General features: G+C 47.5%; 14 protein-coding genes. 7 read left to right on the top strand and 7 right to left on the bottom strand.

Features of this window, described 5'->3' with window-relative positions:
• Positions 1 to 470: 470 nt before the first annotated feature.
• The 3 genes from Q0413_RS11005 to mobB are packed head-to-tail and all read right to left on the bottom strand — an operon-like array spanning position 471 to position 2027.
• Complete coding sequence (locus Q0413_RS11005; protein WP_298990476.1) at positions 471 to 680, bottom strand: hypothetical protein; 210 nt, start codon at positions 678 to 680, stop codon at positions 471 to 473.
• Complete coding sequence (locus Q0413_RS11000) at positions 680 to 1528, bottom strand: class 1 fructose-bisphosphatase (RefSeq protein WP_298990473.1); 849 nt, start codon at positions 1526 to 1528, stop codon at positions 680 to 682. The genes Q0413_RS11005 and Q0413_RS11000 overlap by 1 nt, the downstream gene beginning before the upstream one ends.
• A 10-nt stretch (positions 1529 to 1538) precedes the next feature.
• Positions 1539 to 2027, bottom strand: coding sequence for a molybdopterin-guanine dinucleotide biosynthesis protein B (mobB, locus tag Q0413_RS10995; RefSeq protein ID WP_298990470.1), 489 nt, complete (start codon positions 2025 to 2027; stop codon positions 1539 to 1541).
• A 99-nt stretch (positions 2028 to 2126) separates the two neighbouring features.
• Here mobB and Q0413_RS10990 point away from each other — a divergent pair, with 99 nt between their 5' ends.
• A complete protein-coding gene (locus Q0413_RS10990) occupies positions 2127 to 2648 on the top strand; it encodes a hypothetical protein (protein ID WP_298990466.1) in 522 nt (173 codons plus the stop codon).
• Between the two features lie 11 nt (positions 2649 to 2659).
• Positions 2660 to 3616 carry a hypothetical protein gene (locus Q0413_RS10985; protein WP_298990461.1) on the top strand — a complete coding sequence of 319 codons (957 nt, stop codon included), beginning with the start codon at positions 2660 to 2662 and terminating at the stop codon, positions 3614 to 3616.
• A gap of 465 nt (positions 3617 to 4081) precedes the next feature.
• Here Q0413_RS10985 and Q0413_RS10980 read toward each other — a convergent pair whose 3' ends face one another.
• Genes Q0413_RS10980 through gltX form a run of 4 tightly spaced genes read right to left on the bottom strand, consistent with a single transcriptional unit; the run spans position 4082 to position 8676 of the window.
• Entirely contained in the window at positions 4082 to 5398 is a 1317-nt protein-coding gene (locus Q0413_RS10980; protein WP_298990456.1) for a hypothetical protein, read from the bottom strand.
• Between the two features lie 17 nt (positions 5399 to 5415).
• Positions 5416 to 7080 carry a lytic transglycosylase domain-containing protein gene (locus Q0413_RS10975; RefSeq protein ID WP_298990453.1) on the bottom strand — a complete coding sequence of 555 codons (1665 nt, stop codon included), beginning with the start codon at positions 7078 to 7080 and terminating at the stop codon, positions 5416 to 5418.
• Positions 7077 to 7373, bottom strand: a complete 297-nt coding sequence (locus tag Q0413_RS10970; RefSeq protein WP_297903307.1) for a YggT family protein — start codon at positions 7371 to 7373, stop codon at positions 7077 to 7079. Before Q0413_RS10970 ends, Q0413_RS10975 begins: the two co-directional genes overlap by 4 nt.
• Positions 7360 to 8676 (bottom strand): glutamate--tRNA ligase, encoded by a 1317-nt coding sequence (gene gltX, locus Q0413_RS10965; RefSeq protein ID WP_298990444.1) that lies wholly within the window; start codon positions 8674 to 8676, stop codon positions 7360 to 7362. The genes Q0413_RS10970 and gltX overlap by 14 nt, the downstream gene beginning before the upstream one ends.
• Before the next feature lie 114 nt (positions 8677 to 8790).
• Between gltX and mscL the strand changes: the two genes are divergently transcribed.
• The 5 genes from mscL to Q0413_RS10940 form a co-directional block, all read left to right on the top strand.
• On the top strand, positions 8791 to 9192 hold the full coding sequence (gene mscL, locus Q0413_RS10960) for a large-conductance mechanosensitive channel protein MscL (RefSeq protein WP_298990441.1): 402 nt from the start codon (positions 8791 to 8793) through the stop codon (positions 9190 to 9192).
• Positions 9193 to 9201: 9 nt separating this feature from the next.
• On the top strand, positions 9202 to 9840 hold the full coding sequence (locus Q0413_RS10955) for a Crp/Fnr family transcriptional regulator (protein WP_298063325.1): 639 nt from the start codon (positions 9202 to 9204) through the stop codon (positions 9838 to 9840).
• A gap of 3 nt (positions 9841 to 9843) precedes the next feature.
• Positions 9844 to 10971: a metallophosphoesterase gene (locus tag Q0413_RS10950; protein ID WP_298990437.1), complete on the top strand. Its 1128-nt coding sequence runs from the start codon at positions 9844 to 9846 to the stop codon at positions 10969 to 10971.
• Complete coding sequence (gene asd / locus Q0413_RS10945) at positions 10972 to 11988, top strand: archaetidylserine decarboxylase (protein WP_298990434.1); 1017 nt, start codon at positions 10972 to 10974, stop codon at positions 11986 to 11988. It begins immediately after the preceding gene.
• A gap of 82 nt (positions 11989 to 12070) precedes the next feature.
• Positions 12071 to 12255 (top strand): prepilin-type N-terminal cleavage/methylation domain-containing protein (locus Q0413_RS10940; RefSeq protein WP_298990431.1); only part of this gene is annotated, 185 nt, incomplete at its 3' end.

Below are 12255 nucleotides of genomic sequence, written 5' to 3'. Positions count from 1 at the left end.
GTAATTTTAATCGCGTAAATTTAAAGATCGCGGCGGCAAAATTTAGCTCGCCGAAATTTTATTTTGCGTAATTTCGCGTATCCGCACCCATAAACGGCTCATGATCGCAGCTGAAATTTTGCGGAATGAAATTTCGCACCTTAAAATTTTATCCGTAAATTTTAAAATCCAGCCGCACCGCTTGAAATTTAACCGATCGCCCTTATTTTAAATTTTATCGGCCGCCGTAAAACCTTGCCCGCAAAACAGACGCACCGCAGAGCAGGCCTCGCCGCAACGCCAAATCGCGCCGTAAATTTTATAGTTTCGCAGCGGAGGAAATTCCGTGCTGCAAAGCAAGAACCTGCGCGCCGCTGGATTAAATCTGCACCGCAGCCATTTTCGTGAAAACCTCGCGACGCAAGAGGAAGGCGATGGTATATTTATACCCGAATTCGTAAAAATCCCTCGTCGCATCGCAATAGCGCAATTTAAAACGAAAAATCCCCCGTCGCGCCGTGCGACATGCTCTCATAAACCGCCTTGACATACTTGTCGCGCATCGCGCAATCTAGCAGCTTCTCGCACTCCAGGCAGCTGGTGAGGTTGTGCTCCGCCTGGCACGCTTGCAGCGCGGCTAAGCTTTTATCCAAAATTTCGTCGTAAACGTCGCGCGGCGCGCTGCTCTCGGTATCAGCCATCAGTTTTTCTCGCCGTAAATTTCATGCATTTTCGCGATCTCATACTTCGAGCCGAAAAAGCAAGGGCTGCTTTGGTGGATTTTCTCGATTTTAAGCTGTAAAAGAGAGCTGTTCGCGCCGTCGCTGGTGGCGCCTCCAGCGCGCTCGAAGATAAACGCAAACGGCAGCACTTCGAAGGTTACGCGAAGCTTGCCGTGCGGATGATCGCTAGTGGCGGGGTAGCTGAAAAGTCCGCCGCCTTTTAATAAAATTTGATGCAGGTCGCTTACCATCGCGCCGCTGTATCGCAAGCGGTAGCCCTCATCAAACAGCGCCCGTACGAGCTTTCGGTGCGGTTCGCTCCAGCCCTTTTGCGTTGCACCCGTGGCATTTAGTTTGCCTTTTTCGTTTAGTCGCAGATCTTTTACGAAGCTAAATTTGCCCTCGCGATTTAGGCGGTAGAGCTTCGGCGAGTCCTCGCAAACGACCATCTCAAGGCGCGGTCCGTAGATGCAATAGATCGCCGCTTTTAAGTTTGCGGGCGAAATTTCATCCTCGTAGATGCCAAATATCGAGCCCACGGCAAAATTTACGTCCACCAAGCTCGAGCCATCGAGCGGATCATAAGCGACGATGAGGCGCGCGTCCTTTCGAAGCTCCAGCGCCCCCTCTTTCTCCTCGCTGATTAGGGCGCGTACGAGCGGATTTTTGCGAAATTCCGCCTCGATTATGGCGTCGCTTTTTACGTCGAGTTTAAGCTGCGTATCGCCCGTGCTGTTGTGATGATCGGTGTAGCCGAAGTCCGCGTATTTCAGCTCCTCGGCGATTTGTAGCGCGATATTTTGGATTGATTTTACGATCTCTTGCATTCCGTTTCCTTTACATTTTTTTGGCGTTTTTTAAGATCCATTCGCTAATGCCCGCAGCGTCGTCGATGTCGAAATTTACGAGGCAAAACTTATCCATCTGTTCGCCGCTTAAATTTGAAGCGATCGCGTCCGAAAATGGTAGATACGCCGGATCGATCTTGTCGCGAAACAGGCTTATGCGCGGCAGCGGCAGCGTCTTTAGCCCCTCTACGAGCAGGATGTCAAAATCTCCGAGCATCCGCACGACCTCGTCAATCTGCATACAGCGCTGCGAAAAATAGCTCGTCCGCGTCGGGCTCATCACGACGGTCTCGGCGCCGAGCTCGCTAAATTTGGCGCTGTCCTTGCCCTCTACGTCAAAGCGCGCCTTATCGCCGGGATCGTGCTTTGCGATCGCAGTCCGAAGCCCGCTAGCGATAAAAATTTTAGCGATCTTGCAAATTAGCGTCGTTTTGCCGCTGTTGGAAGGGCCTGAAAATGCGATAACAAGTCTTTTCATTTTAAAATCCGGCTTTTTAAGATGAGCAGATTGTAGCGAATTTAGCCTTTTAAAAAGCAAAATTCGTTAAAATGCGCCTAAAATTTCAAAGGAAGATCGATGAAGAAATTTGATTTTAGCGGCGCGCTAAACGGCCTGCTAAAGGGCTCGTTCTTAGCCGCGCTAGCGCTATTTTTAAACTCCTGCTCCGCAAACGATCCCCGTCACGATCCGTTTAAAAACGAGTTTCTTGCTTATACGCAAAAATTTGAATCGGTGCGCGCGGGCGATCGCTATTTGGGAGTGGCGACCTATCTAAATCCAGTCGCGCCCGAGCTTAGAAACGCCGCTGGAGACGAGGTGTTTTTGCTCACCTCCTATCCTAAAGAGATTCAGATCCGCGCGGTGCAGATTAACGGCGCGAACGCAAACGTAGTGCCGCTGCACGACGGAGATCCGCTTTTGCAAAAGGAGCTTTTTAAGATCGCTTGGTCAAGCCGCTACAAGATCACCGCGCCTAAGAGCGATAAGGATGAGCTGGTGCTTAGCTACCGCACCTCAAATGGTTTGGGTGTCACGATGAAATTTCGCAAAGTTTCAAAGTCGCTGTATTGGCAGCCGCAGATCGATCTGAAAGATTAAAAGGGGAGCAAATGGGCTACGACATAAGCTATCACGCGATCGGCAAAGATGAAATTTCGCAGTGGTATTTTAAGCCGCTAAAGCTCGCGCAGAAGGGAGATTTTGAAAGCATCGCTAAAATCGCGCGCGAGGTAGAGATGGATGAATTTTATGTAGAAAAATACGCGGACGGCTTCCGCTCGGCGCTGCAGTACGGCACGCAGAGGATTTTTAATAAAACGCACGGATTTCACCTCGCCGTGGCGCAGGGCTATTTTAGAGAGTATTTTTACACGCGCGGCACGGCGTTTAGCTTTTTGGCGGCGCAAAGCTCTAAATTTAAACCCTACATAAGCGATTGGCGCGAGGTTTTGCCGGCGGAATTTTTAGCGGAATTTAGCGGCGAAATTCACAACGAGATCATCGAAAACTACTGCTGCGGCGCATATCTAAATGCCGATAACGTGCAGAAACTGCTGCGCGATTATGAAGCGGGCGGCGAGGTTAAATCCGCCGTAGATGAGTTTTATGCGCAGAATTTGCCCGTGTTTTTAAAGGCGCTAAATTCTGCCGCAGAGCTTGAAGTAGGGCTGCTTGAGGCTACCGAAGTGGTTGAGCCCAATCCGATTGATCTTAATAGGTCCGAGTCGTTTTCAAATCTTTTTAATTGCGATCAGCAGGGCGCGCTAATATATGCGGAAATCGCCGCACAGCAGATCGGCGAGGCGATAGAGCGCAGCAAGGCAGGCGGAGGCGTTAGGATGGTCAGAGAGAATTTTACCTTGCGCGGCGCCAATGCAACGGGCAGCGGCAGTGTGATGGAAGCGGATGGCGGCACAATGAAAGCAAGCAGCGAGCATTCCGTCCCGTGCAGCGGCGATACGATAGAATACGGCGGCGAAAATTCCGCCGCAGAAGATCATGAAGACGTAGCCTCCGCAGGCGGCGAAAAGTCGCTTTTCGGCAAGATTAAAGGGCTTTTTAAATAGCAATTTGATCGCTTTATTCCGCCGAAGCGCGCGCGGAGTGCGGAGTTAAGATTGTAAAATTAAATCATCTTGCGCTCGCGAGCTCTGCGTCGCGCCGTTAAATTTAGCTAAAACGGCGCAGTCGGCAAGCGCAAATTTAAAATTTTAAAACTTGCCGAAATTTTAAAACGGCGGCTTGCATATCCGAAGTTACGAAATTTTAAAGCATCGCAAACAGGCCGCGAAGAGGTTAAATTTAAACCCGCTGTAGCCTTTGCGGCGGGTAATCTGCGGATAGTTTATCTGTTTAAATTTTTGATTTTTTGTTGATCCAGCGGTAGGTCGGAGCGAATTTTTATTATGACTGTATCGTCTTTATGAGCATCTCCGCCTATTAAAACGCCTCCATCATCCGTGCTTACGGCGCTTTTGAGCCAAAAGTCTTGCAATTTTGCTTTGTTTTCGCGCAATATATTGCCGTCCAAGTCAAGCTCTAAAATATCGTTTGATCCTCCGAAGCGTCGTTTGCACAGATCGTGCGGATCTCTCGGCGGAGTTTAACGAGGCGAGATCAAGCCCGCTTATGAACGCTCCGTTTCTCGTAAAATAGGAAAAAAATAGATATTTGCCGCGAGACTCGACGCTTACGCCTTTTAGGCTCTGCGGAAAGAGATATCTTTTTATCGGGGCGGGGTCGAGTTTGTTGCTAAAATCGATTAGATCTACGCTTGGAAACTCCCCCTTTTCGGATATTTTTTTGCCCAAGTAGGCTAAATTTAGATCCTCTATGACTTTAAAATTATTTAAATGTGCGCCGCTGTAATACGCGCTTGATTGGGCCGTGTTATTTTCGCCTAAATCATATAGCCCAAATTCGTTCCAATTTGATGAAAATACCCGCTTGCCGTCTTTGGATAGCGTCATTTTATCGATTTCTAAATGAGGATGAACGATATAGCGGATCTGTTTTAAGATGTTGGAGTTTTGCGCGGCATTTGCGCGGTACCTATCCATATCCGATATGTCTAAAACATAAAATCCCACCCAGCTTGCCAGCAAAAGCTCATTCTCAGAGAGCAGTTTCAGATCGCCGAGCTCTTTTATTTCGGATAGTCTATGCGGCGCGCAAGCGTAATCGTATTCCCGCTTAGTGACTTTGGAAGGGGCGATAAAATAAGCAAGCTGCGTAAATTTATCATCTTTTACGTCATAGGCGGTAAGGGTGCTAAAAAAATCCTTCGCAAAGAGAGTGCGTCCGTCGCTGGAAAGCTCTATTTTATTTACAAATCGCGCCTCAAGCCGAGCCGAAATTTTAATATCTCTTCGGTCGCTAAGATCCAGCTTATAAATTCCGAAATTCGGATCGGCGACGAATAGACTTTTGCCGTCTTTGCTCTGCGCGATATCTATGTAGGTGGGATCAAGCTTGTCCTGCGGAAAGGAAAATATGCCCGCAAGCCTTAGACTGCGTGGCTCGGTAACATCGATCAGGACGATACCGCCCTTGTCGTCGCCCAAACCGAAGAGGGTATTTTGATCCTCAGAAAGACGCAGCTCGTAAATTTCAAACGGAAGCTTAAGCGCGTTTTTTGCAAGCTCCCTCTCCTCTAAATTTAGCTCTTGCAGCGCGCCGCCATGTTTTTTCGCGGTGGCAAGATCGCTTTTAAGGATTAAAATTTCATCCTCCTTAAGCGATTTCACGGCATCTTTGGCAGCCGAAAAATTTTGAGTCGCCGCGCAAATTTCGCAGATAAAAACCGAAGCGGCTAAAATTTTAACTATAAGATTTCGCTTTGCTTTCATTTCGCCGCCTCGTAAATTTATCTAAAATCGTCGCTTCTGCTCGGTATCAGCAGATCTTGCAGCTCCTGTTGTACTGAGATTTTCGCGCGCGGATCGAGGATTTGCGAGTAGATGATGAAGTTTGCGAGCACCTTTTTACCGTAGTCCCTACTCTCGGCATACGGCACGAGCTCCATGCTAAGCCACGGCTCAAATTTGCCCTTATTAAACATATCGCCGCGCTGAAGCATCTTTTTGACGAGCCCGAGCCCGCCGTTGTAAGCGTATGCGATGAAAACCGGACTATAAATTTTGCGCTCCAACCAGTCGATATGGATGTTGGCGAAGCGGTAAGCGACCTCCGGGCGGAACATATCGTCTTGATCGAAGCCGTCGATTTTGAGTTGTTTTTTTCCAATCTCGTTAGCCAAAAATGGCATAAACTGCATCATTCCAAGTGCATATGACGTAGATACCGATGCGGGCACGAAGCGGCTCTCTTGGCGAGCGAGCGCTAAAATTAGCGCTTTGCGGCGGTTATCGCCGTCGCCGATATACTCCATAAACGGCGTCGGATAGAAGTTGTCCTTGCCGCCGCCAGCTTTATTCATGATGTATGAGTACTCGCCGATGCTTTGCTTGGTGTCGAATTTTTTAGCAAATTCCAAAAGCTGCGGGCGCGACATCCGATCAGCGCTATTTTTCGTGCGAACCCAAGCGAAAGGATCGGTAATATCGTAGCCTTCGATGGAATTTTTAGCAGGATTTGGGATGATTATGTTTAAATTCCTATCCCCTAAGACCTCCTTGGCATAAAGCGCGTAGAGGCTGTAATAATCGCTGCTAGCAAGCTGGCGCAAGACATTTTGATCTCCATTTAGCAGGTAGATCCAAAATTTCGCATTGTGTACATCGTGAGGCTTCTCAAAGCTCGCTGCTGCGCGGCTAAAAAACGCAAGTGCCGCCCCTTCGTCGCCCTGCATGACGGCATTTACGCCCAGCATAAACGCTACGTCCTTCTCCGCGGTTAGCGGATCGACGCCCGTGAGCGAGCGGCGCAAGTGCGGGTATTTGCGGTTGATTAGCGCATCGTTAAGAACCGCTTTGAAGCCTTTTTGCGAAGCTAGTTCGCTTACGAAGGCTGCGTCGGCGTCGATATCGATCAGAGCGTCCTTGCCCGCACCTTTTAAGTAGTCGTAATATAAAAAGTAGTTTTGCGCGTTGCGGCTCTGCATAAAATACTCGCTCGGATTTTCGTCGTTAAATCCGCGCAGTAAATTTACGGCGTTTCGCGAAGCCACGTCTTGGTGCTTTTCAAGCTGCGAAGCGAGCGTCTCGCGCACCGACGGGCTTAGCTTAGCGATAAAATTTGGATAGGAGCGCGCCTTTTTGCAGGTTAAATTTGCATCTAAAATGTTAGCGGAGGTAACGCCTGCGCAGCGATCCGGACGCTTAGGAGGGCGAATGGCGCCAAAAATTCTATCTAGCTTCTCTTTTAGTTTGCCTTTGTAGCGAAAGATACTTTGTTTTAAAATTTTAATCTCCGCTTTGTTGTATTTTGTCTCATCGATCAAGCGATAGATATAATAATCCTTAGCTAGGGATTTGGGTTCGTTTTTGATCTCCTCGTAGCTTAAAATTTTACCGCTACTTGCGGCGCACAGCAGTCCCAAAACAAGGCTAAATTTCAGAAATATTTTCAAATGACCGTCCTATTGATGATATAGATTATCGCGCTGTCAAAGAAGTTAAGCACGAGTAGGATAAGAAGCGGCGAAAGATCGAAGCCGCCGAAAGTCGTAGGCAGATAGCGACGCACCAATGCAAACGCAGGCTCGGTAAGCGCAGAGATGACGCGGACGATTTTATAAAATTTACCGAACGGATTTGGACGGATGAAACTCAAAACGCAGGCGACGAAAATTAGCATCATATAAGCTTGAATCACGTAGTGAATACTCACTAAAATGCCGTAAAATACGCTATTTAGTAGCATCGAGTATCTCCTTCAAATCGGCGCGGATCAGCGTATACAGCTCGCTAAGCTCCGGTCCGTGCGGCGCGCCGGTCAGTAAAAACCTAAGCGGCATAAACAGGCTCTTGCCCTTTAAGCTTGTAGCCTGCGAAAGCGCCGCTTTGAAATCATTAAATTCTGCTGGTGCATCGTTTGAGCTTAATAAATTTAAGATCGCCTCTCGCAGCGCCTGCGCCTGCGCCACCCACTCCTGCGGGATATCTTTCGCGCCGTAGATCGCTGCGATCTTTTCTTTAATCTGCGGGATTAGGCTCGCTTCTTGAGTGTAAAATTTTATCAAAGGCGCAAATTTCGGCTCAAGCTCAAAAAGCTCCGCCAGGCGCTGCTCGCTCGCTCTTTTGATATGCTCGCGGTTTATAAAGGCGAGTTTATCCTCGTCAAATTTCGCCGGGCTTTTTGAAATTTTAGCGATGTCGAAAAACTCCACCGCCTCATCCATACTAAAGACCTCGCGCGGCGTTTTGTTACCCAGTAGGATTAGATAATTCGCGATCGCCTCGGGTAGGTAGCCGCTTTGAAGCAGCCATTTTACCGAGGAGCTATCCTCGCGCTTGCTCATCTTTTTGCCTTGGGAATTTAATATGATCGGAAGGTGCGCGTATTTAATCTCGCCCTCGTAGCCGAGGCTTTGGCGGATCCAGTTTTGCTTCGGCGTGTTTGAGACGTGATCCTCGCCGCGGATTACGAAGCTCACGCCCTGCATCATATCGTCGCAGGCGCAGGCGAAGTTATAGGTGGGCGTCTTGTCCGCGCGCATGATAACGAAGCTATCGATATTCTGCGGCTCAAATGCGATACGGCCTTTGATTGCGTCGGTAAATTCCAGCGCGTGATCAGGTTTTTTAAGGCGGATAGTAAAGGGCTTTTCGCAGCCAAGCACCTCTTCATCGCTTAAATGCTCGCAGTGCCCGTCGTAGCGATAAGCCTCGCCCGCGTCCTTGGCGGCTTGTTTTTTCGCTTCAAGCTCCTCCTCGCTGCAAAAACAGCAAAACGCCTTTTTCTCGGAGAGCAGCTTAGCAGCGAACTGCTGATGAAATTTTAAATTTTTGCTTTGATAATACAGGCTCTGCCACGAGATGCCGAAGCGCTTTAAAATTTCGATTATCTCTTGATCTTTGCCTTCAATATTGCGCGCAGTGTCGGTATCCTCAATGCGTAAAATAAAGCCGCTTTTATCCTGCAGCGAGCAGATATAGTTAAAAATAGCCGCGCGTAAATTTCCGATATGCATATCGCCGGTGGGCGACGGAGCGAAGCGATACAATTTAGGTCCTTTGGGTTTAAATTTAAGCTGGGATTATACTTTTTACTTCCTAATAAAAAGCAAAAACAAAGCAAAAATAGGCTAATATCGGCGCATTTTATTTAAGGAGACAATATGAGTTTCATTCAGGAATTCAAAGAATTTGCGATGAAAGGCAACGTTATCGATATGGCGGTGGGTGTCGTCATCGGCGGGGCTTTCGGCAAGATCGTAACCTCGCTCGTAAGCGACATTATGATGCCGGTTTTAGGACTTCTTACAGGAGGTATGAATTTTACAGATCTTAAAATAGTGCTAAAAGAAGCAGTGGGGCAGACCCCGGCCGTTACGATAAACTACGGCTCGTTTATCCAGGTAACGGTCGATTTTATCATCATCGCATTTTGTATATTCTGCGCGATCAAGGCGATCAATAAGCTTAAAAAGCCCGCTCCTGCGCCGGAACCTGCCGCACCTGTCGAGCCTAGCGAAGAGATTAAACTTCTTACCGAGATAAGAGACCTGCTTAAAAAATAGGTCGCGGCGATGCTTGAGAGAATTCCTTATTTCAAAGCTCTAAGCGCAGCGCAAATCGATCGTTTGGAGCAGATTAGCATCCATAAAAGCTACAAAAAGGGCGAAATTTTATTTTTCGAGGGCGAGCGCTCGCAGTATCTATTGATCCTGCTAAAAGGAATTTTAAAAATCTATAAAACCTCCGCAAAGGGGCGTGAGATCCATATGCGCGAGATCCGCCCCATCTCGCTCGTGGCGGAGATGGTAAATTTCGAAGAGACGAGCTATCCTGCAAGCGGCGTGTTTTCAACAAACGGCGAGGTGCTAAAGATCGATTATGAAAAATTTAAAAACGAGTTTATGAGCGATCCAAAGATTTGCCTGGAGCTTTTAAAATCGATGTCTGAGAAGATCCGCGCGCTAAATGCGGTCTTTGATAATCAAGTCGTGCTTAACTGCGACGGCAAGATTGCTAAGTTTATCAGCGAGAATTTCGATATTTTTATGAGCACAAAATACACTAGAATAGCCAAAATTCTAAATGTCACCCCCGAAACATTTTCGCGCACCATCACTAAATTTAAAAAGAGCGGCGCGCTAATTTTAGACGATAAGCAAGAAATCACGGGCTTTGATAAAGATAAGCTAGACGAGTATATCCAAGGCTAGAGTTTGAAAAGCGCCTATATTTTCCCAATCGTCGGCACAGTTTTATTCCTATTTTTTAATCTTTACATCTACAGATCGATCAGCGCGCGCTTTACGCCATATAAAAATTTCGTGATCTTCCGCCCTGTCTTGAGCTTACTTTGCGTAGCTTTAGCAATTTTAGATGCAATATTTTTTGCGGGTTTTGGGCTTAATGGAAGCTTTAAAAATGAGCTGCTCTATAAAGCTTGCGTATTTTGCATGGCAGCGTCCTTTTCGCTCTTTTTTATCTGCCTTGCTTACGATGTGCTAAGCGCCGCCGCGCATGTAGTTAAATTTAGCCAAAACAGGCGAAAATTTTTAAAAACCTTCATCGACGTAGCCTTCGTAATAATGGCGTTTAGCTATATTTTTAAAGGGCTTTATAATGCACTAAAAATTCCAAAAATCACCGAGCGCGAAATAAAAATCAAAAATTTAGATCGCGAGCTAAATTTCGCTGTCATCTCGGACGTGCATCTGGGCGAGTTTTTGAAAAAGGAATTTTTGCAAGGCGTCGTAGCGCAGATAAACTCGCTAAATTACGATGTGTTGCTGATCGTGGGCGATATGTTTGATCTGCGCTCGGATGAGCTCGGGGATATTTTGCAGCCTCTTGAGGCGATCAAAAAGCCTATCTTTTTCGTCACGGGCAACCACGAGTATTACCGCGGCGACGCAAGCGGGCTTATAGCGGCGATGCAAAAAGCGGGTGTGCGGGTGCTGCAAAACGAAAGCGTGGAATTTGAAGGGCTAAATTTAATGGGCGTGCACGATCTTAGCGGCTTTCGCTTCGGATATATGCAGCCCGATCTAAGTGCCGCGCTAGCGCAGGCAGACCCCGATAAACCAAAAATTTTACTCGCGCATCAGCCCAAATACGTCGTGGATTTCGTGCGCGACGAGGTCGATCTGTGTATCTGCGGACACACGCACGCGGGGCAAATTTTTCCGTGGACGCTTTTGGTGCTGCTTAGCCAGAAGTATCTTTACGGGCTGTATAACGACGGGCTGAAGCAAATCTACGTAAGCAGCGGCGTAGGGTTTTGGGGCCCGCCGATAAGGGTCTTTGCGGATGCCGAGATCGCGCTGCTTAAGCTTAGAAAGGCATAGATGAGAAGTTTTATTTCGAGGATTTTTGGGGTTATTGTCGCGGTGAAATTCCCTAAATTTATACAAAATTTTATCAACCTAAAATATGTGGAATTTTTCAAAATCGATATGAGCGAATTTGATCCGCCGCAAAGCTACGCGAGCCTAAACGCGCTTTTTACTCGCCGCTTGCTGCGTCCGCGCGAGATAGCGACGGACGAGACGGCTTTTATAAGCCCTAGCGACGGCGTGATCTTTGAGAGCGGGACCTGCGCCGATCTGCGAGCTTTTAGCGTAAAAGGCTGCGAATATAGCCTTAGCGAGCTGCTGGGGCGCACGTTTACGGCAAGCGGAAGCAGCGGAGCGGATACCCGCCACGACATTAAAAATTTAAATGACGCCGCAGATGCCGCGCAAGCAAAAATCATGGACGGCGAAAGCGGCGCAACTTATGCTGCAAGCGGTGTGCGAGCTGAAATTTATAGCAATAAAAGCGGTGCGAGCCGCGAAACGAGCGCAGAGGACGCCCAAGACGGCGAAAATACAAGCGGCGTAAATTTAAGCTACGCAAACATCTATCTAAGCCCGCGAGATTATCATCATTATCACGCGCCGTGCGATCTGGGCGTGCTGCAGGCGCTTTATATCCCTGCCGATCTCTACAGCGTGGCGAAGAAGCTTTTACTTAAGATTCCAAACCTCTACGCTAAAAACGAGCGCGTGATTTTGAAGTGCAAAATGCGAAACGGCGGGATTTTATGGATGGGTTTCGTGGGTGCTTTAAACGTCGGCAAGATGAGATTTGATTTCGATACGCGAATACAGACGAATGCATGCGCAAGTAGAGCTGAGGCGCTTTACGAATATGAAAATTTAAACTTTAAAAAGGGCGATCATTTGGGAAATTTTGAGCTGGGTTCGACGATCGTGCTCGTAGCGCAAAGCGAGTTTTTAAAATTTGAAATCCCGGCTGATACGTCCGTAAAATTCGGGCAGAAAATCGCAGAATTTAATGAAATTTCACAAAATTCCATTTAAAATGCAGGATTTTTTCTTTAACTAAAATTAATTTTATTTAAATTTGGCTATAATCATCTCACTTTAAATCAAAGGATTTAACATGAAAAATTTAAAAGCTTTTACGATGATAGAGCTTGTTTTCGTCATCGTCGTTTTAGGTATTTTGGCGGGCATTGCGGTGCCTAGATTAGCCGCTACGCGCGATGATGCTACGATCGCTAAGATGCGCGGAGACATCGCTGCTATTAGAAGCGGGCTTTCGCTAGTTAGAAGCGAGAATATGAT

The organism is uncultured Campylobacter sp. (assembly GCF_938045465.1).
Lineage (GTDB): Bacteria > Campylobacterota > Campylobacteria > Campylobacterales > Campylobacteraceae > Campylobacter_B.
The sequence above is the reverse complement of the archived record's forward strand: the minus strand, read 5'-3'. Positions and strand labels throughout refer to the sequence as shown.